Raw genomic sequence first — 19,943 nt, 5'->3', positions numbered from 1 at the left:
CAGGAAGATCATCCACATTCCGGTTTTTTCTTTTCACTAATGAGTGCATTTATTTCCCCACCCATTATGATTATGAGCCCCGACAAATAAAACCAGACCATTAATACGATGATTCCTCCAAGACTTCCATATGTTGCTGAATAATTAGCGAAGTTCTCCACATAAAATGAAAACAAAAAGGAAGCGAGACTCCATCCTGCCGTTGCAAAGATAGCACCAGGCAGTACGGTTATGCACTTCAGCTTTATGTTCGGCGCAATCCAATAAAGGATGGTGAACACAATTAAAAATACAAGCGTACTGATCACCCAGCGAAGTTGGTTCCAAATCGTAAGAAATTCATCGGATTGCCCAATTTCGGCAAATAAAAACACTCCGATCTGTTTTCCGAATACCGGCAGCAATAAAACGACAATAAAAACAAAAATCATCGCTAAAGTGAGAAGAATCGACATTCCCCGGGAAATAAAGAAAGTTCGACTTTCTTTTACACCGTATGCATGGTTAAATGCTTTAATGATTGCATTCATCCCATTCGATGCCGACCATATCGTTCCGATGACACCAAACGACAATAAAGTCCCATTCGCTTCCATCACTTCCGATAGGTTAGCCTCAATGATTCTCATCGAATCGTCAGGCGCATATGTACGGACGGTATTTAATATATCTTCTTGGGAAAATGGCAGATAGGCCAATAAAGTGAATAAAAAAATAAGTAATGGAAACAGGGAAAGTAAAAAGAAATAAGACAGTTGTGCGGCAAGACCAGACACATCATCGACCTGCAACCGTTTTATGAAAGCCTTGAAGAATGAGCCTTTCAGCCATTCTTTTTTATTGGCCATACCTCCACCCCATTTTCTAATTTAAGGAAATCCGTTCATGGTGACTTGAAGTTGGCTCTTCTTCCTCTCCAGCAAAAACTTCCTTCGTCTCCATCACCACTTGGGCAACTTGCGAAGGAATGTCTTTCATTTCCTCCACCTTTTGGGAAATGAAGGAGACATCATCGGAAATTTTTTCAACAGTGGAACGGACCATAGATGATGTTTCACGTACTTGTGTAAGCACCCCATTGGGATTCTTTATGAATTCTTTCATATTACCCATGCAGCTTTTACTATTTTCCAATACAGAATAACGCGTATCCTTATCAAAAAGGCTTATCGCTGCCCCAGCCAACGCCCCAATAAAGACCGCTTGCATAAATTTGCTTTTCTTGGCACACTTATATTCTTCACGAATGTTGCTCATATATTCTCCTCCTAGTCATATATTAGTTGATGTATAATAGTAGCTATCTCCATTATACAATGTTTAAATATTTTTTTTCCTATCTTTTCCCAAACTCTCTCACTTTAAAACGTGGAGATGACCAAGAATATCGGGAATCAAGCTTCGTTTTCCACCCGAATATTCATTGACTTCTCAAGGTAATCATGCAAAGATGAAAATATTTAGGAACGTATGAAAGGATGAAGGAAATGGATTTAACGCAAAACACAGCCGAAAGTGTCGAGTTTATGATTGAAGCAATCAAGGATAAATTAAAGGTTATGAACTTCGGTGCAATCAAATCGACCCATTTTGATATTGAGATGTACGAAGAACTGCACGATATTTATACAATGGTAATGAAAAAAACGAATTTCAGTGTCCGTGAAATGGAAGCCATCGCTGAAGAACTTGGAAGACTGCGTAATAAGTAACATTCAAATCCTCCCATTCCGGTGAGGATTTTTTTCATTTTTTAAAAAATTCTGCTACATTTGATATAGAATTTGAAAACCGACAGGAGTTGTAAGCATGGTAGAAAGAAGAACGCCCATCAGTATTGCAGAAGCAGTGGAAAAAGTGATGAAGCATAAATTAACAGGACATACGGAACTGATCCCCCTTGAGGAAAGCCACGACCGTTTTTTGGCTCAAGATATTGTAGCTACAAATGATGTTCCGCATTTTAACCGCTCGCCATATGATGGATTCGCCCTTAGATCCAAGGATACGGCAGAAGGTTCCATAAATACCCCTCTCGAGTTCGAAGTGGTTGAAGAGTTGGCTGCGGGTATGGTATCGAATATTCCTGTTCAAAAAAATCAAGCGGCAAGAATCATGACTGGAGCTCAGATGCCAGCTGAGTGTGATGCCGTAATCATGCTCGAGCTTACGAAGGAATTCGAAAAGGAAGGAAAGAAGTACATATCATTTAAACGCTCTCTTAAGGAAGGCGAAAACGTTTCTTTTCAAGGTGAGGATGCAAAGAAGGGCGATGTTCTTGTGAAAAAAGGAACAGCGATCAATCCAGGGATCATCGGCTTGCTCGCAACATTCGGTTATGCCGAAGTGCCAGTTGCCACTAAGCCTGTCGTTGGATTATTCGCTACGGGGTCTGAACTTCTTGATGTTAATGAACCGTTGCAGCCCGGCAAAATTCGCAACAGCAATTCACATGCGATCTCCGCCCAAATTCGGAGGGCAGGAGGAGAAGTCCGTTTCTATGGAAAGCTTAAGGACGAATTCGAATTAAGCTACGAAGCCATTTCCAATGCCTTGGAGGAAGTGGATCTGCTCATTACTACAGGAGGAGTTTCTGTCGGTGATTTTGATCTTCTCCCGGATATTTATCAAAAAATTGGCGCTGATGTCTTATTCAACAAAGTGGCTATGCGCCCCGGGAGCGTGACGACCGTAGCCGTATATAATAACAAATATTTATTCGGTTTATCCGGCAATCCATCCGCCAGTTATGTCGGCTTTGAACTATTTGCAAGACCGATCATCCGCACCATGCTGTTTTCGGAGCATCCGCATTTACGAAAAGAGACGGCACAATTGGCAGAAGACTTCTTAAAACCCAATCCATTCTCACGTCTGCTTCGGACCCGATTATTTTACGAATCCGGCCAGCTGAAGGTAATTCCTAGCGGTGTGGATAAATCCAATATTACAACAAGCTTGGCAGGTGCCAATTCACTGACAGTCTTACCTGGGGGGACACGTGGTTTCCAAACTGGGGATTTTGTGGACATCCTGCTTCTCGATGACCAAGAAGGATGCCAATGGCCTTGGTAAATCCATTTATTTTCCAGGTTGTTGGTTACCAAAATAGAGGAAAAACGACCTTTATAACGAATATAATCAAACAGCTTCGCGAAGCAAAATTAGAGACAGCCGTTTTAAAACATCATGGACATGGCGGAAAACCAGATGTCACAGCCACGAAGGATTCTAATAAACACTTTCATGCAGGCGCGGCCGCATCACTTGTTGAAGGAGATGGTACAATCGAGCTGCTCGGCAATTTCAAGGGTAAAGCCCCCATCACTGAGCTCGTTCAATTACTGTGCCTTTTTCTCCCTGATGTGATTTTAATTGAAGGTTATAAGCAAGAGGACTTTCCTAAGGTCATTTTAATCAAAGAAGAAAGTGACCTCCTGTTATTGGAACGGCTTACTAATGTCAAAGCAGCTGTGGCTTGGCCCGAATGTCTGGAACGAACAAGGAATCATGCTTCAGTACCCGTCTTCCCTTTGGATTCGGATCAATTCATTACATGGTTTTTAGAACAAATATGAAGGAGGGCACAATGTTCATACAATTTCCCATAGAAAAACGCCGCAAGATGCTCGAAAGCATCCAAGAATATGTGTATCAGGAACATGGCAAGGAAATCGGTGAAATCGCTGCTGAAAATCATTTGCAGTTCATTTTCGAAAATATTGCTCCCTTTATTTATAATGAAGGTATTAAAGATGCTCAAAAAGTCATTGAGGACAGATTAGGAAATATTGAAGAAGATTTGTATTCATTGGAACGTCCAATCGATTAAAATGAAAAAACAGCATCATGATCGATGCTGTTTTTTTGTTCATTGTTCGGTCAAAATAAGCGGACCGTTTTTCGTAATGGCAATCGTATGCTCATATTGTGCCGAGTATTTCCCATCTGCAGTGGATGCCGTCCATCCATTCGGATCTCGGCTTGCTTTATATGTACCTACGTTTACCATTGGCTCGATGGTGAATACCATGCCTTCCTTAAGACGCGGACCTTTATTCGGCAGTCCATAATGCGGAACCTGCGGCTCTTCATGAATGACATTTCCTATCCCGTGTCCGATGAAATCACGAACGACAGAGAAGCCTTCCGCTTCGACATAAGATTGTATGGCATGACCTATATCTCCAATCCGATTGCCTTCCACACATACTTCAATCGCCTTATATAAAGATTCCTTCGTCACATTCACTAAATGTTCGGTTTCCTTTGAAACCTTACCGACCGTATACGTCCAGGCAGAGTCAGCAAGGGCCCCGTTATAATTGACAACCATATCAATCGTTACGATATCTCCGTTTTTCAAAGGGGTCTTACGAGGGAAACCATGACAAATTTCTTCATTTATGCTGGCACATGTCGCATACTCATACCCTTTGTAACCCTTTTGTTCCGGCTTCGCACCATGTTTTTTTAAGAATCCTTCAACAAATTCTTCTATTTCCCATGTTGTCACCCCAGGAACAATCATCTTTGCAATCTCCCTATGACAAGCTGCCAAAATTTTTCCCGATTCATGCATCGCTTGAATTTCACGTGCAGATTTTAATACGATCAATCGTGACACTTCCTTTTTAATTGGTCTCTCCTTTTATTTTACTGCAAAGATTGAAGTATATGAATCCTTTAAAATGAAAAATCCCGGCAGCTGCCGGGATTTTTCATTATTTCAATAGATTGAGCGATTCCCGGTTAAATGCCGGAAGGTCTTCAGGTGTCCTGCTGGTTACAAGCTGGTTGCCGCAAACCACAACCTCTTTGTCCAAATATGTGGCACCTGCATACTCCATATCGACTTTAATGGATGTATATCCTGTTGCGTGGCGTCCTTCAAGTGTTTTGGCCGTAATCAGCAACTGTGGTCCATGACAGATTGCAAATACTGGTTTTTTATCATCCATGAACGATTTGGCGAAAGTTACGAAGCGTTCGTCAGCACGCAGTTGATCAGGGGAAAAACCGCCGGGGATGAATAGTGCATCGAAATTTTCCGGTTTCACCGAGTCGATGCTTTCATCAATCTCCACTTCTACCTCCCCTTGTTTCCCTTTAACCGTTTTCCCTTTTACCATTTCAATCGTCGTTACCGTATGGCCTGCTTCCTCGAATGCTTTTGCCGGTTCACTATACTCCGAGTCCTCAAACATATTCGTTACAACACATGCGATATTTTTACCCATAATCATTCATCTCCTCAATTTTTATCGAATGAACCTACTTTGTACTTTATTTATGTTCCCTCTGCCACCATAAATAAAACACATAATTAATGGTTGTCCCTTTTGTTTATGAGTAATATTCCGAGGTATTTCCGCCATCCCTTCGGCGGTCGCTGTCCACCTTTTTTAATATCAGAAAAAAGAAATGGCAGCCTTTTGATCAATGTTTAGGATACTGGCCAACTACATGTATCGCATTGATGATTCTTTTATTGATCCATTTCCTGTTTTCTTCTGTATTCAAATTTCCAAATATCCTTTTCCGCCCTTCTTCCGTGGTTACATAATAATTAGGCAGGTTATTCAATGATAATGTGATGATGTCATTCTTACATTTCCTGCACGAACAAAATGTTTGGTATTCCATACCAGACATTAATACATGCACCCATGTCACAACGATTTCTTCCATCACATTCTTATATTCTCTTTCCATATATTCTCCTTCAAAAAGAAAAACCCGTCCATTCCTGACAGGTTTTCACTCATTTATCGCTGTCCGTGGAACAATTAGAATTTCAACCCTCCGGTTTTTCGCCCTACCTTTTTTCGTTTCATTAGAAGCAACCGGCTTGAATTCCCCATGTCCTTTAGCACTGAACATTTCGGGATCCAACTTTTTATTTTCCAGGAGAAGTTTCATAAAATTCACGGATCGCATCACGCTCAAATCCCAGTTGGATTCATAATGGTAATTTTTAATCGGAATATTATCGGTATGCCCGCTTACGATAATGTTTCTGGGTAAGTCCATGACCAATAAATCCGAGATTTCCTTAGCGATTTTTCGGTTTTCACGTCTCACCTCAGCCACCCCCGATTCGAACAGCACGTTTTCCCTAATTGAAATCAACATTCCTTCATCAGTAAGGTTCGTTCCCAATTTATCCGTTAAATCATTCTTTTTTATGTAGGCATTCACACGCTCCTGAACCTCCATAAGTTCTTCTTGTTCGTTTTTCCCAAGCTTCTCAAGTTCTTCTGCACCTGTTCTCTGTTCTGGTGACGTCGGCTCATTGCTGGGGGAATCACTTGGGAAATCCATAAAACCCGTTCCGCTTGTAAAAACCTGATTAAATACATTGGACAATTGCTGGAACCTTATTGCATCAACCGAACTTGAAGCGAACAAGACGATAAAAAGCGCGAGAAGCAACGTTAAGATATCGGCGTAGGGAACCAGCCATGATTCATCGATATGCTCCTCATGCCTTTGTTTCTTTTTGCGCCTAGCCATCTTCTCTCACATCGCCTTCCAACCACTTCTTACGATCTCCAGCAGGCAAATAGGATGTTAATTTCTGTTCAATCGTTCTTGGCGCTTCCCCTTCGATGATCGATAAAATACCTTCGATCATCATTTCTTTGATTCGGACTTCCTGCTGCGATTTCCGTTTGAGCTTATTGGCAAATGGATGCCATAACACATACCCCGTGTAAATCCCCATCAAGGTTGCGACGAAAGCGGCTGATATGGCATGTCCCAATGCCTCCGTGTCAGCCATATTCCCCAAGGCAGCAATCAGCCCGATTACCGCACCCAATACGCCAAGAGTCGGTGCGTATGTACCGGCTTGACTGAAAATCGCTGCCGCGCTTAAATGACGTTCTTCCATCGCGTCTATTTCCTCCGCTAAAATATCACGAATATAATCGGCACTCTGACCTTCGACTGCAAGATTCAAGCCATTTTTCAAAAAGGCATTATCCACTTGATCCGAAATGCTTTCCAATGCCAATAAGCCTTCTTTCCTGGCAATGACTGCCCATTCCGAAAAGGTTTTTATTAATTCTTCAGGCTTTGTTATTTTTTGTTCAAAGAATAAAATCTTGAATATTTTTGGTAGTCTTTTTAATTCCGACAAAGGGAAAGCCGTTACGACAGCAGCTACCGTCCCTACAATAATGATCAAAATAGCTGCTGGGTTAATCAACGCCGTTACACTAACGCCTTTCAACACCATTCCGACCAAGATGGCCACAATACCGAGAACTACGCCCAAAACTGATGTTATATCCATAATACTCACCCATTCATTTAAAGTCTCATCTCCTTCTTATATCGGATGAAGTTCAAAAAAAGTGAGGACTATTTTATTATTCGGATTCAATTTTCAATATATCATCACAAAAGCTACCAGCTTTGGCGCCTACATGAGCTTATTCAACAGCACATTTCAATGGTTCGGGTACAATATTCTTACGAGAATGGAATTTCAAGCATGTTCCGTTCGTACTTTTCTCATAACGTCCGGAATATGCGCTTTTACTCGTGAGTTTCAGCGGTTTACTCGTGAATTCCGCATAACGCCTGGCATTTATTCTTTTCACACTTCAGTATTTCCGAAAAGAAAAAGGGACAAAGCCTGTTAACTTTGTCCCTGTTCTTGTTTTCCCTTGCTTCTTCCAACCAGCCATTTTATGATGGGTGACAGGAAAAATAAAATGAATAAAATCCTGAATAAATGAAAGCTTGTTACAACGGATAAATCTACATGCACAGACATGGCTGTGACTGCCATTTCGGCGACGCCGCCTGGCGCCATGCTCAAAAATAATTCGTTCGCCTGTAATGATAGGATCGGGGCAAACTGAATGGAAAGATAATAGCAAAATCCAATCAATAGGACATTACTGACGAATACGGCTCCGAACATCTTTCTGAAAAGTCGAGGATTATCAACCTTCAGTGTGTAGCCTAAATGTGCGCCGATCAACAATTGTGACAAATTCAACCAAAAGTCAGGAATCTGCGGGGCACCTGGGCCTGCTAAATTGAAAAGTGCTGCGGCCATGAGAGGTCCCAGCAAAAAAGGCAGCGGAAAATTCGCCTTCTTTGTGATGAAGATAAATAATAGCAAGGTTAACAACATCATGATGGCTAATTTCCCATCATATTCAAATAAGAAAAACGGCCGCTCCGATACGGCCATTACCGCACCTGATTCAACTGACATTACATGAGTCACAATCCAAGGAACAATGGATATCACCAGGATGACCCGCAGTGTTTGCATGAAACCCACTACCGTTTCATCACTATCCTTCATTTCCTCACTTAAGACCACCATCTGCGAAAGACCTCCAGGAAAACTTCCAAGCATGGATGTGCCCAAGGATAAGTTCATCCGTTTTCCGACAAACCAGCCAGTCAACACTGTAAATGAAATGATTGCGATTGTCGTAAAAAACATAACAGGCAGATATTCAATCATCTCATTCAACGATTGTTTCGTGAATGAACTGCCCAATTGTAAACCTAGAATGACCAATCCAGTACTTCTAAAGGTTTTAGACCAAAACAAGTACTTCCTTAACTTCACTTTCGCGATCATCACGACGAATAATGGTCCAAGCATCCATGGCAGGTATATTCCAAGGCTATCAAACGCATAACCACCCAGGAAGGCTAGAAAGGCTGTAAAGATGACTCTAAAACTCTTACTCTCGATTAAATTTGCACTCACAAAATTACCTTCTTTATCTAAGCGGATTTTTCATCTATATCTTAACATAAAATAAGCTGATTCAAAGCAGCCACCCATGCTTGTTTTCGACTGAAGCGAGTGCACTATGTGAAATATATTAAAAACGGTACAAATGAGGGGTCACTATTACAATAGCAGAATGTTGGCGCCATCAGCCTTTCCGATATCAGTGGATTGGTTACAATTGGACATTTGCCGTTATCCGCTCGCTTGCCATCGCCAGTGCATTTTTATATTTAGATCATTTTTTCGCTCTCTGAAAAGAAACGGAATGGCAATTCCACCATTTACTAGATTTCCCACCCCCACAAACTCGCAATAAAAGGTAGAATGAGTATATAGGGGGTCAAACTCTTATGGAGGGGTGACTAAATGTTATCAAATACAGAAATAGGCATTGACTTAGGGACTGCAAATACGCTAGTTTACAGTAAGAATAAAGGAATCGTATTTAATGAGCCATCTGTGGTGGCCATTGATATAGAGACTAATAAAGTATTGGCAGTCGGTGTGGATGCAAAAAACATGATCGGGAAAACACCCGGAAATATCGTGGCAATCCGTCCGCTTAAGGATGGTGTCATTGCGGATTTTAATGTAACCGCGCAAATGCTTCGGGAAATCATGAAAAAAGCAAGTAAGGCCCTAGGTTTATCGATTCGCAAACCTAGTGTAGTGGTCTGTACACCATCAGGTTCCACATCAGTTGAGAGAAGGGCCATTCAGGATGCAGTCAAAAGCTGCGGAGCGAAACAGGTCCACCTGATCGAGGAACCAGTAGCAGCTGCAATAGGTGCGGGCCTGCCTGTCGAAGAGCCTATTGCCAATGTCATCGTTGATATCGGCGGCGGAACTACTGAGGTCGCGATTATCTCTTATGGCGGCGTCGTTTCTTGCAATTCAATCAGAATTGGCGGAGATCAATTGGATGAAGATATCAGCCAATATGTTAGAAAAAAACATAATGTACTGATTGGGGAAAGAACAGCCGAGGAAATAAAAAAAGAAATCGGCTACGCACTCGTTAAACATTCCGCGATCAGCATGGAAGTCAGGGGCCGCGATCTTGTAACGGGTCTTCCAAAGCCGATTACAATATCATCCACTGACGTCCAGGAAGCCATTCAGGAATCGCTTCTTCATATACTAGAAGCAATCAGGGCCACTTTGGAAGATTGTCCTCCTGAATTGAGCGGGGATATCGTCGATCAAGGTGTCATCTTATCCGGCGGGGGTGCACTTCTCAACGGGATACAAGAATGGCTGACGAATGAAATTGTCGTCCCAGTCCGACTTGCAGATAACCCTCTTGAATCAGTTGCCATCGGAACCGGGCTTTCACTTGAGGTCATTCACAAACTACAAAAAGCCGTGTACTAAAAAGATGAGGAAACCCCAACTTGGGGTTTCTTTTTTTTATCTTTCCAGGCTGATATCCTCGGTGATGCAAACAGTAATCTCCACATAAAATACTTCCCTGAAATAATTTACCTCGTTTGAGCAGAGAATAAGGAAAAGGTTTTTTTACGTTCGATAGCATGCATTACTGTTTGGATAGAAATCACCTCAAGACTAAATGTATGCAATGTTACATAACCTGTGTTATAATGTAATTATGTTACATTAGCAAGAGGAGAAGATTTATGGAATATGTAGAAGCCTTTAAGGATATCAATCAAATCAGCAAAATAAAAACATACCTACGCGCTCACTCCAGCCGGGATTATTTATTGTTTGTACTCGGCATCAATACAGGTATGAAGATAAATGAAATGCTTGAAATCACCGTGGCCAGTGTTCTGGATGAAACGGGCAAAATCAAGGAGTTCTATGAACAACGGACGGAAAATGACGAAGTCAATCAAATTTATTTGAACCTTAAAGTCCGTACCGCGTTACAAGAATACCTTAAAGGCTCTAAGGTTATCGAAGGTCAATTTTTATTTCTTTCCCCTAAGACAAAAAAGCCGATAACACGTCAACAGGCGCACCGAATCATCCATGATGCTGTGGAAGGTGCAGGACTGACAGGAAAATTCGGAGCAAGTTCGATGCGTAAAACTTTTGGGTACCATGCCTATAAACAAGGAGTTTCACTGGCCTTGATACAGAAGCATTACCATCATTCCAGTCCATCGGAGACATTAAAGTACATCGGCATATCCAAGGAGAAGAAATTCAAGACGAATATTGACGTTAACTTATAAACATCCTGCTATCTTCTATTAACTCTAACCAACATTTTAAGGAGGAATTCCAGTGAGAATTAGAGAAAGTGAACTTCCTGGTATTGGCCAAAAATTCGAAATCATAACGAGAAATGATGAAAAGTTAGTAATCGTCATTCACGATGACGGCCGTCGGGAATTATACCATTTTGATAATGAACATGAGGACGTCATATCTAGCATCACCCTTAACGATCAGGAATCCCGGCAAATGGCTTCCATCATAGGCGGCATGGTTTATAAACCACAAGCACTTGAAACAATTGAAATGTCTTTGGGTGACTTGGTGATTGAATGGTTCAAAGTCGAACCAGGTTCAAAGGCCATCAATCAAACGATCGGTTCGATTGATATAAGGAGTAATTATAACGTGACCGTCATCGCCCATTCTAAAAATGGAAAAAAACAATTGAGTAATCCTGGTCCTGACTCCATCATTGAAACAGGCGACACTCTTGTGATATCTGGTGAAAGAAAAGATATCCGTAACCTGATAAGAGAATTATTGACTGACGAAAGGAGTGACTAAGCTCATATGGACCATTTAGTCTTTGAAGTGGGTACTGCCCTACTTCTAGTGGCATTAGCCGCTCTCGTAGCAGGTAAATTCAAAATATCAAATGTTCCACTATTAATTATCATCGGGATGCTCGTTGGCCCCCATGCCCCTCACGTCGGATTAATTGACCTGCGTTTCATTGAAAGTGATGAAATCATAGCCTTCCTCGGTCGTGTTGGTATTTTATTCCTTCTGTTTTACCTAGGGCTTGAATTTTCCGTGAAAAAGCTCATGAAGTCCGGGAAAAATATCGTGACAGGCGGAACCTATTACATTTTAATTAACGTGGGAATGGCCTTGCTGTACGGTTTCCTGCTCGGACTCCCATTAAAAGAGGTGCTGATACTAACAGGGATTATCAGCTTTTCATCAAGTGCCATTGTGGCAAAGGTACTTGTGGACCTTAAAAGGACCGGTAATAATGAAACGGAGCTAATCCTTGGTATTATCATGTTTGAAGATATCTTCCTCGCTGTTTATTTATCAGTCGTATCCGGATTGGTATTAAGCTCTTCTGGTTCCGTTTGGGGAACATTACTTTCTACATTTATCGCAATTGGGTATATGCTGATATTCTTCGTTATTGCCCGGAAGGCTTCTGGGGTATTGAATAAATTGTTCAATATAACCTCAGATGAGATATTTATCATTGTCGTGTTCGCGTTACTATTCTTCATTGCAGGTTTCTCGGAGACGATTCATGTTGCAGAAGCCATTGGTGCATTATTGCTCGGCCTAGTCTTTTCGGAAACGGAACATAGCGACAGGATTGAAAAACTTGTCATTCCCTTTAGAGACTTCTTCGGGGCCATATTCTTCTTCAGCTTTGGCTTGAGCATCGATCCGACGACCCTTGGGGGAGCAGTCTGGATGGTTCTTGGAGCAGTCATCATCACCATAATCGGTAACTTTGCAGCTGGTATGATTGCCGGACGCAAATCCGGTTTATCTCACAGAGCTTCCGCAAACATCGGTTTAACAATCGTTTCACGCGGCGAATTCTCCATCATTTTAGCCAACTTAGGCATTGCAGGCGGTTTAATGCCTATACTCACCCCGTTTGCTGCATTATATGTGTTGACCTTAGCGATTCTTGGACCTATCCTGACCAAGGAATCCAAACACATTTATAATATCCTAAATAAAGTCTTCAAATGGACCCCTCCGAAGGTTCAAAAGGAACAGGGAAAAGAAGTGCAATAGAGAAAAAAGGCCAGACATTGATGTCTGGCCTTTTTTCTGTTTACCTTCCATAACTTGCTATCATAATTATTATACTTGTTATAAAAAAGGCATAAAATCACCTAGTAGTAGTGTTTGGCCATATTATTCATAGGCTTGAAGTATCAACAGCACCTATTTACAGTTAATTGTAAAATCCCCCAAAAAAGAGTGTCATAAAAATAGGCTAAGGTTGATCATCATTGGATTGCCATTTCTTCAGCTCCAACATTCCGATTTGACTTTACTGGTGCATTTAAAATAGATTTTCCTCTCCCCAAATTTGTTTTTGGTTATTATGAGGTTATGTCATTATCACAAGCTTCCACAAGCGCGCCGATTAGAACTTTCAATTTCTTTTGTTTTGAGGATTAACTTACATGACCAGAGGGAAAAGAAGAGATAACCTAAGTAACTATTCAGGAGTGATGCCCCGATGAATAAGTCGATAAAATTTTCAAAGAAACTGATTAAAGAAATAAAGGAAGATCGAGTAACCGGTCTGGCGGCAGAACAAGCTTATTACTATTTACTGGCACTATTCCCTTTGCTCATTTTACTTCTGTCCATATTACCTTATCTGAACATCGATATTCAGACAGCCCTTGACACGATAAAAACCTTCATGCCTGCGGAAACGATGGATATCATCGAGAAAAATATCATCAACATATTATCTGAACGGAACGGCGGCTTACTGACTTTTGGTTTCCTTGGGACCATTTGGTCAGCTTCCAACGGAATGAATGCGTTCATCCATTCCATGAATATCGCCTATGATGTAGAAGAAACAAGGAATTTCATCAAAGCCCGCATCATTTCCATTGTATTGACATTAGGCCTGGTTGTAGCATTCATCGTCATGTTGGGTCTTCCCGTCTTCGGAAAAGTCATCATCGATTTATTACAGCAGGTCATTCCCATCCCTGAAGAAACGCAAATATTATTCAGCTTATTACGGTGGGTCATCGCGGTTGTGGTCATCTCACTTGTCCTGGCCTTTTTATATCGCTTTGCACCAAATAAAAGTTTTCCCATTAAACATGTCATCCCAGGGGCAGTGACCGCAACTGTACTTTGGCTGGGAATATCACTTGGATTTTCATTCTATGTCAGTAACTTTGCCAACTACTCTTCCACTTACGGCAGTTTGGGAGGCGTGATCATCTTGATGCTATGGCTGTATTTGAGTGGTCTGATTTTTGTGATTGGCGGAGAAATCAATGCAATTCTACATCGCCAAAATTCCATTCCGAAAAAACAGTCCCGCACGATCGTTCATCCTGTCCCGCTTAAAAGGTAAAGCATGAATGACAATGGAAGATTGAAAAGCGGCTGTCCCATTCGGATAGCCGCTTTCTTATTCAACCTTTATTGACGAACTCTTCATACCTTTCATCATGGGCCAGCCATGCAGCGTGTTTCCGCTTCATGTATTTTTCCGCTTCCGCAAAAGTATCGAATGTTTTTTTCTGTTGTTTTCCGTTTATTTCAACAATCCATTCCTCTTCTTCATCTTCATAGATGAATATGTCCTGTTTGTCTCTCGTTGAATATAGGCAACCCTCTGGGGACTCCTTTACATTCAATTGATTCTTATGTGCGTCTCGTTTAAGGGGCTCGGCATGGAAGGTCTTTTCGACATATTGGCTATATGCCTTTTCGGACATGGTGCAACCGGCGGCTTTTTGGTGACCGCCCCCATCGTACTTGCCGGCAACCTCAGAAACATCTATATCATCGTGGATTGTCCGGAAGCTGATTCTCTTACTTCCTACCATCAGAATGGCTATATAATCCAGATGCGAGAACTCTTTCGACAGTTCATTACCCAATTCCGAGTGGTATGACTCTGCATGGACCACACCAGCTGTATGGGGACCGACCGTAGCCTGATAGACTTCTCTTTTTTTCCTGTTTATGTACCGATCTACTCGACTCTCTTCAACATTAAGAAGGGTTTGCTCCACTTCGTCAAAAGTAAAGCTTTCAGCCGTGGACAGCTTATTTGCGATTTTCATTTCGAATTCCTCTATCGGAATCATGAAAAACAGGTCATTCAATCGTTTTGCCGTTGTATTTTTATTGACTTCCCATTCCCAAGTATCGTATTGACGAACCAATTCAACGAATTCAGCGACAATGCTTGAAGGTTCCAGCAATTTATTCTCAACTGCGTACTGATAGAATAGAGATGTCGCTGCCGTCTGTTTACCATCTTCTTGTTCGACAGTTACAGATGCCCAATCATGTTCGTTCAAATGCAGTGCCGACTTATGATGATCAATCAGCAGTGCCTTGCCTCCATCTTCCACAAACTGAGTAATCATTTTTTCGTTATCTTCATCAACCGATAGATCAGTAACAATCAATGTATCTTCAATCTTAGCCTGCTCAAGAAATGCTCCTACATTCTGGTTAAGGCGCCCAATTGAATTATAACTAACCACTACTTCTTCTCCGAATGCCAGCTTAGCTACAATGCCGCAGCCGACTCCATCTAAATCATTATGTGTAAAGAGATGGTACACACAAACCCCTCCTAATAACTAATAAAATTACTTTTCCCTAAAGTCATGAATTTCAATTGCAATCTTTACAATTGTAGCATAATCATATCCGCATATTTTATCATGCTTCCATTACGTGATGCTTTTGTTCGTTTTTTTTTTTGAAATTTCCTAATGGTTCTTTATTTTCCATGATTTATACCTAAAAATGCATTACTCTGAAATCGAGGTATTTCCAACTGGACAATTAAAAAAAGCCACAGGAATGTTTTTCCCTGCGGCTTCCTTATGTGAAATCATTGTTCTATTAATTTTCCAAGGTTGGCCATTTCAATGGCACTAACCGCAGCTTCATATCCTTTGTTACCTGATTTTGTTCCTGCACGTTCAATGGCTTGTTCAATATTCTCAGTTGTCAGCAAACCGAAGATAACCGGTACACCTGTTTCCAATGAAACGGAAGCCATGCCTTTAGCTGCTTCGTTGCAGACATAATCATAATGTGAAGTGGCACCCCTGATTACCGTTCCAAGACCGATTACAGCATCATATTTACCTGTATTCACAAGTTTCTTAGCTATTAACGGAAGTTCAAAAGCACCCGGGACCCACGCGATGTCAACATCATTCTCATCAACGCCATGACGCTTAAGGCCATCCAATGCCCCTCCTAAAAGCTTGCTAGTGATAAACTCATTAAATCTTCCTACCACGATTCCGACTTTCAATCCTGATCCGATTAATTGTGCTTCAATAGTTTTCCCCATGTCCAATTCCTCCTAATTTTAAAAAACAATATCATTTTTTTCACGTTAAGATTTAATTTCTAATAATCATTCAAGCTTTAGGAATGTTCAGTTCAAGTTCCTGTTTCCCAATTGAATCATTTTGTTCAAGATACCGAATCAAATCGGCTATCGTAATGAATTTCAGGTTAAATTTATCAGCGATGACTTCTAAATCGGATACGCGGGCCATTGATCCATCTTCATTCATGATTTCACAAATGACACCAGCTGGAGCGGCACCGCATAACTTCGCCAAGTCCACCGATGCCTCCGTATGTCCTGCCCTTCTTAATACGCCGCCTTCTTTAGCGACTATCGGAAAAGTGTGACCAGGCCTTTGGAAATCTTCAGCGACAGAATCTTCATTTAGAAGTTCAAGGATGGTCAAGGACCGTTCAAAAGCACTGATTCCTGTAGAGGTGCTTTTATGATCGACACTTACCGTAAAAGCAGTGCCATGATGATCGGTATTTTCACCTACCATAGGATGCAGCTTCAATTTCGCTGCCAATTCTTCAGTGATGGTGGTACAAATCAAACCACGCCCATGGGTCGCCATGAAATTAATCGCTTCCGGTGTCGCCCTTTCGGCCAACACTACAAAATCCCCTTCATTTTCACGGTCTTCATCATCGGATACGATTACTACCTTGCCAGCCTTCAAATCTTCTATTGCCTCTTCTATTGTATGGAACATCATTACACCGCCCTTTTATTAGAATCCATGCTCTGCCAAAAACTCTAAATTCAGTCCTGGTTTCGGATTGCCATTTTTCATTTGATGTATTATATATTTCCCTATCATGTCGTTTTCGATGTTAACGATATCGCCAGCCGCTTTTTGTCCCAATATGGTGTCCTGATGAGTCAATGGAATCAGTGATACAGTCAAAAGGTTCCTTTCGATCCCAAATATCGTCAAGCTTGTTCCATCAATGGCCACGGAACCTTTTGGAATACAGAAGGTACTAAGCCCTTCTTCCAATTGAATTACATAATATACGGCATTTTCTTTCCGTTCTTTTTTTATGATCGTTCCGGTTCCGTCGATATGACCTGAAACAAAATGACCACCAAACCTCCCCTGCGCACTCATTGCTCGTTCGAGATTAACAGGTGATCCCAATTTCAATGTCCGGATCGTGGAAGCTTTGACCGTTTCCGGCATCACGTCGACCGTAAACAAACTTTTCGTGAAGGATGTTACCGTTAAGCAGACCCCGTTGACTGAAATACTATCCCCCAGTTGCACATCTTCAAGGACTTTTTCAGAACGAATCGATAACTCCATACTGCTTTTTCCTTTTTTTAAGGAATGCACGGTACCGATATCCTCAATGATTCCCGTAAACATGTTTTTCCCCCTTTTATAAAATATAAAAAACCCCTTAGGATGACCTAAGGAGTTAGCAGGAGAAATGAGTGAAAAAAATTGTATACCTAAAAAGCCTAATATTTTCATTTTCAAAAAATTAGGCATACGTATACACTTGGGTTCCACACGTCCTTCTCCCATCCAGACTGTACTGTCGGCTTTGGAATCTCACCAAATCCTGCCTTTATCAGGCTCGCGGGCTTAGAATTTCTTCATCACCGCCGGTTGGGATTTTCACCCGACCCCGAAGGACTAAAATAATATGAATCTTTGAACATTTTATCACCATAAAGTGAAGATGTAAAATTTCTAACCTTAAATGGTTCCATTGTTACAGGAACTTCCTCTTTTTATGGAAAAATGTCTCCAAGTACCCCCGATGTGCTCCGAAAAGGTTAGCCAGGCTGAATATGTGGAATAAGGTTAGAAGGATCTCAATTCACACAAGGAGGAAGGCCGATGATTATTACCATCATTAACTTGATTTTCTATCTATTCGTCGTCACGATGAATTTTTTAGCCAATTTCTTGCCATTGAACGGCCAAACATCAGGAGAGATTTCCGATAAACTTGATGTCCTTTTCACTCCTGCCGGTTATGTATTTTCCATATGGGGCTTGATCTATTTCCTGCTCGCCATCTGGGTATTCAGGCAGTTTTTAAGTAAACATCAAAACAGCCCTGCATATAAGGCATCCTATCCTTGGTTTGCTTTAAGCTGTATCTTGAATGGCGCTTGGCTTTTGGCTTGGCACTATGAACGCTTTTTGTTATCCGTATTCATTATCATTGCTTTATTGGCTACTTTAATGGTCATTTATACAAGAATGAAAAAAGTCGAGCATGTTGCTTTTGACCTATTTCCGTTTTCCGTATATACAGGCTGGGTAAGTGTTGCAACCATAGCTGACATTTCTTATTACCTCACCTATATCAAATGGGACGGTTTTGGGGCTTCCCGTATAACCTGGACGATCGTCCTGCTGATTGCAGCAACAGCCTTGGCCTTTTTCTTTGCAGGTAAAAACCGGGATTGGTGCTATCCTCTCGTATTCGTTTGGGCATTCATAGGCATCGGGATACGAAATAGCGGCGCCTATCCGATAATCACAGACATTTCTTATATCCTGGCTGCCATCACTTTTATCGTATCCATCACCATCTTCATTCAAAATAGGAGGAACAAATAAGATATACGTTAGCCTAAAATGCTTGCTGAAGATCTTGCCAGATATCCTCCCAAGCCTCAAGGCCAACTGAGAGACGGACCAGCTGGTCACTGATGCCCATTTGTTCCCGTGAATCTTCAGGAACGGCAGAGTGCGTCATGGTAGCGGGATGCTGGATCAATGTTTCGGCATCACCTAGACTTACGGCAATTTTGATAAGTTTCAATTTATTGAGGAATTCCTGTGCATCCTGTTTTGTGCCATGCAGTTCGAAAGAGATAAGGCCGCCGCCATGTTTCATTTGTTTTTGCATTATATAATAATCCGGTGAAGCTACATCACCTGGATAATATACCTTTTTCACCTTTGAATGTTTCTTAAGTTCTTGAAAGATTGCCATTGCATTGGCCGAATGACGGTCCATCCTGACAGGCAAGGTCTTCAGCCCCCGTAATAGTAACCAGGCATCGAATGGTGAAATGATTCCACCGATATCCTTCTGTGTAGTCCCGGCTACTTGATTCATGAATTCCTTCTTACCGACGACAAGGCCTGCAACGACATCACCATGCCCGCAAAGATATTTCGTAGCGCTATGAAGGACGATATCGCAGCCATATTCAAGCGGTCTCTGTAGGTAGGGAGTCGCAAACGTATTATCGACAACGACCGTCACATTATATTCCTTCGCAACTCTCACCACCATCTGTAAGTCAATCATTTTCATCGTCGGATTGATAGGGGTTTCCACATATATGCAGGTCGTTTCCGGCCGGATCATTTTCCTTACCTGTTCTTCTGAATCCATTTCACAAAAATCATGTGTGATGCGGTATTTATTTTTCATTAGCTGCAGGAGGCCAAATGTACAACCATATAGCCCCTGTGAGCACAGGATGTGGTCATCTGTTTTTGTTAACGCAAAAAGCACTGCTGAAACGGCAGCCATGCCTGAACCGAAAGCAAGGCCAGCTTCCCCTCCTTCCAAAGCGGCAATCTTTTCTTCAAGTACTTGTACCGTTGGATTTCCAAGGCGAGAATAAATATATCCATCTTCCTTACCGGCAAAACGTCTTTCCCCTTGCTCGGCATTTTCGAAAGTGAATGTTGAGGTTTGGAATAAGGGTGTTGCCAAGCTTCCTAAATGCTTCTTCGAGTCATATCCTTCATGGATGACTGCCGTTTCAAACTGTTTATACTTTCCTGTCATACCGTCTCCTCCTAACCTATGTCTATTGCTATCATATGTCAAAAAACCATATAAAGGAAGCGTTTTCATTCATGTTTATCCCCCATTAATGAACTCCTGAATTTAGAATCATTTC

Annotated in this window: 22 protein-coding genes, 1 pseudogene and 1 riboswitch; of the genes and pseudogenes, 10 read left to right on the top strand and 13 right to left on the bottom strand. The window is 41.5% G+C overall.

Features of this window, described 5'->3' with window-relative positions; genetic code table 11:
• Positions 1-8: 8 nt before the first annotated feature.
• On the bottom strand, positions 9-848 hold the full coding sequence (locus N0M92_RS15430; RefSeq protein ID WP_260286578.1) for a YihY/virulence factor BrkB family protein: 840 nt from the start codon (positions 846-848) through the stop codon (positions 9-11).
• 16 nt (positions 849-864) lie between these two features.
• Positions 865-1,257, bottom strand: a complete 393-nt coding sequence (locus tag N0M92_RS15425; protein WP_260286577.1) for a YtxH domain-containing protein — start codon at positions 1,255-1,257, stop codon at positions 865-867.
• Positions 1,258-1,487: 230 nt separating this feature from the next.
• Here N0M92_RS15425 and N0M92_RS15420 point away from each other — a divergent pair, with 230 nt between their 5' ends.
• The 4 genes from N0M92_RS15420 to N0M92_RS15405 all read left to right on the top strand — a co-directional run bounded on the left by N0M92_RS15420 (position 1,488) and on the right by N0M92_RS15405 (position 3,832).
• A complete protein-coding gene (locus tag N0M92_RS15420; protein ID WP_034305672.1) occupies positions 1,488-1,712 on the top strand; it encodes a DUF1128 domain-containing protein in 225 nt (74 codons plus the stop codon).
• A 97-nt stretch (positions 1,713-1,809) separates the two neighbouring features.
• Positions 1,810-3,075 (top strand): molybdopterin molybdotransferase MoeA, encoded by a 1,266-nt coding sequence (locus tag N0M92_RS15415; protein ID WP_260286576.1) that lies wholly within the window; start codon positions 1,810-1,812, stop codon positions 3,073-3,075.
• Positions 3,063-3,578, top strand: coding sequence for a molybdopterin-guanine dinucleotide biosynthesis protein B (mobB, locus tag N0M92_RS15410; RefSeq protein ID WP_260286575.1), 516 nt, complete (start codon positions 3,063-3,065; stop codon positions 3,576-3,578). Before N0M92_RS15415 ends, mobB begins: the two co-directional genes overlap by 13 nt.
• Positions 3,579-3,589: 11 nt before the next feature.
• Complete coding sequence (locus N0M92_RS15405) at positions 3,590-3,832, top strand: DUF2164 domain-containing protein (protein ID WP_260286574.1); 243 nt, start codon at positions 3,590-3,592, stop codon at positions 3,830-3,832.
• A gap of 39 nt (positions 3,833-3,871) precedes the next feature.
• On the opposite strand, the gene map is transcribed toward N0M92_RS15405, so the two are convergent.
• The 6 genes from map to N0M92_RS15375 all read right to left on the bottom strand — a co-directional run bounded on the left by map (position 3,872) and on the right by N0M92_RS15375 (position 8,746).
• The gene (gene map / locus N0M92_RS15400) at positions 3,872-4,618 is read right to left on the bottom strand and encodes a type I methionyl aminopeptidase (protein ID WP_260286573.1); all 747 of its coding nucleotides are present in this window, start codon (positions 4,616-4,618) and stop codon (positions 3,872-3,874) included.
• 106 nt (positions 4,619-4,724) lie between these two features.
• Positions 4,725-5,240: a type 1 glutamine amidotransferase domain-containing protein gene (locus N0M92_RS15395; protein ID WP_192207762.1), complete on the bottom strand. Its 516-nt coding sequence runs from the start codon at positions 5,238-5,240 to the stop codon at positions 4,725-4,727.
• 199 nt (positions 5,241-5,439) lie between these two features.
• Positions 5,440-5,715: a late competence development ComFB family protein gene (locus N0M92_RS15390; RefSeq protein WP_228467608.1), complete on the bottom strand. Its 276-nt coding sequence runs from the start codon at positions 5,713-5,715 to the stop codon at positions 5,440-5,442.
• Between the two features lie 45 nt (positions 5,716-5,760).
• A complete protein-coding gene (gene motB, locus N0M92_RS15385; RefSeq protein WP_260286571.1) occupies positions 5,761-6,516 on the bottom strand; it encodes a flagellar motor protein MotB in 756 nt (251 codons plus the stop codon).
• A complete protein-coding gene (motA, locus tag N0M92_RS15380) occupies positions 6,509-7,300 on the bottom strand; it encodes a flagellar motor stator protein MotA (RefSeq protein WP_260286570.1) in 792 nt (263 codons plus the stop codon). Before motA ends, motB begins: the two co-directional genes overlap by 8 nt.
• A 348-nt stretch (positions 7,301-7,648) precedes the next feature.
• Positions 7,649-8,746 (bottom strand): AbrB family transcriptional regulator, encoded by a 1,098-nt coding sequence (locus tag N0M92_RS15375; RefSeq protein ID WP_260286569.1) that lies wholly within the window; start codon positions 8,744-8,746, stop codon positions 7,649-7,651.
• Between the two features lie 393 nt (positions 8,747-9,139).
• Here N0M92_RS15375 and mreBH point away from each other — a divergent pair, with 393 nt between their 5' ends.
• The 5 genes from mreBH to N0M92_RS15350 all read left to right on the top strand — a co-directional run bounded on the left by mreBH (position 9,140) and on the right by N0M92_RS15350 (position 14,078).
• A complete protein-coding gene (gene mreBH, locus N0M92_RS15370; RefSeq protein ID WP_260286568.1) occupies positions 9,140-10,147 on the top strand; it encodes a rod-share determining protein MreBH in 1,008 nt (335 codons plus the stop codon).
• Between the two features lie 263 nt (positions 10,148-10,410).
• Positions 10,411-10,974, top strand: a complete 564-nt coding sequence (locus N0M92_RS15365) for a tyrosine-type recombinase/integrase (protein WP_063234693.1) — start codon at positions 10,411-10,413, stop codon at positions 10,972-10,974.
• Between the two features lie 52 nt (positions 10,975-11,026).
• Positions 11,027-11,524, top strand: coding sequence for a cation:proton antiporter regulatory subunit (locus N0M92_RS15360; protein WP_260286567.1), 498 nt, complete (start codon positions 11,027-11,029; stop codon positions 11,522-11,524).
• 6 nt (positions 11,525-11,530) lie between these two features.
• Positions 11,531-12,757: a cation:proton antiporter gene (locus tag N0M92_RS15355; protein ID WP_260286566.1), complete on the top strand. Its 1,227-nt coding sequence runs from the start codon at positions 11,531-11,533 to the stop codon at positions 12,755-12,757.
• Positions 12,758-13,211: 454 nt separating this feature from the next.
• A complete protein-coding gene (locus N0M92_RS15350; protein ID WP_260286565.1) occupies positions 13,212-14,078 on the top strand; it encodes a YihY/virulence factor BrkB family protein in 867 nt (288 codons plus the stop codon).
• 61 nt (positions 14,079-14,139) lie between these two features.
• Here the strand turns inward: N0M92_RS15350 and N0M92_RS15345 are convergent, their stop codons facing one another.
• The 4 genes and pseudogenes from N0M92_RS15345 to ribE form a co-directional block, all read right to left on the bottom strand.
• Positions 14,140-15,306 (bottom strand): DHH family phosphoesterase, encoded by a 1,167-nt coding sequence (locus tag N0M92_RS15345; RefSeq protein ID WP_260286564.1) that lies wholly within the window; start codon positions 15,304-15,306, stop codon positions 14,140-14,142.
• Between the two features lie 275 nt (positions 15,307-15,581).
• On the bottom strand, positions 15,582-16,052 hold the full coding sequence (ribH, locus tag N0M92_RS15340) for a 6,7-dimethyl-8-ribityllumazine synthase (RefSeq protein WP_048685088.1): 471 nt from the start codon (positions 16,050-16,052) through the stop codon (positions 15,582-15,584).
• A 79-nt stretch (positions 16,053-16,131) separates the two neighbouring features.
• Positions 16,132-16,770: pseudogene (gene ribB / locus N0M92_RS15335) on the bottom strand (3,4-dihydroxy-2-butanone-4-phosphate synthase); the annotation flags it as partial.
• An 18-nt stretch (positions 16,771-16,788) separates the two neighbouring features.
• Positions 16,789-17,427, bottom strand: a complete 639-nt coding sequence (gene ribE / locus N0M92_RS15330) for a riboflavin synthase (protein WP_260286563.1) — start codon at positions 17,425-17,427, stop codon at positions 16,789-16,791.
• A gap of 146 nt (positions 17,428-17,573) precedes the next feature.
• Positions 17,574-17,704, bottom strand: a riboswitch (FMN riboswitch).
• Positions 17,705-17,907: 203 nt separating this feature from the next.
• On the opposite strand from ribE, the gene N0M92_RS15325 reads away from it, so the two are divergent.
• A complete protein-coding gene (locus tag N0M92_RS15325) occupies positions 17,908-18,639 on the top strand; it encodes a TspO/MBR family protein (protein ID WP_260286562.1) in 732 nt (243 codons plus the stop codon).
• Between the two features lie 13 nt (positions 18,640-18,652).
• Here N0M92_RS15325 and megL read toward each other — a convergent pair whose 3' ends face one another.
• Positions 18,653-19,828 carry a methionine gamma-lyase gene (gene megL / locus N0M92_RS15320; RefSeq protein ID WP_260286561.1) on the bottom strand — a complete coding sequence of 392 codons (1,176 nt, stop codon included), beginning with the start codon at positions 19,826-19,828 and terminating at the stop codon, positions 18,653-18,655.
• Between the last annotated feature and the right edge of the window lie 115 nt (positions 19,829-19,943).

Origin of the sequence: Peribacillus aracenensis (assembly GCF_025175645.1) — a bacterium.
GTDB classification, from domain to species: domain Bacteria; phylum Bacillota; class Bacilli; order Bacillales; family DSM-1321; genus Peribacillus; species Peribacillus aracenensis.
The sequence above is the reverse complement of the archived record's forward strand: the minus strand, read 5'-3'. Positions and strand labels throughout refer to the sequence as shown.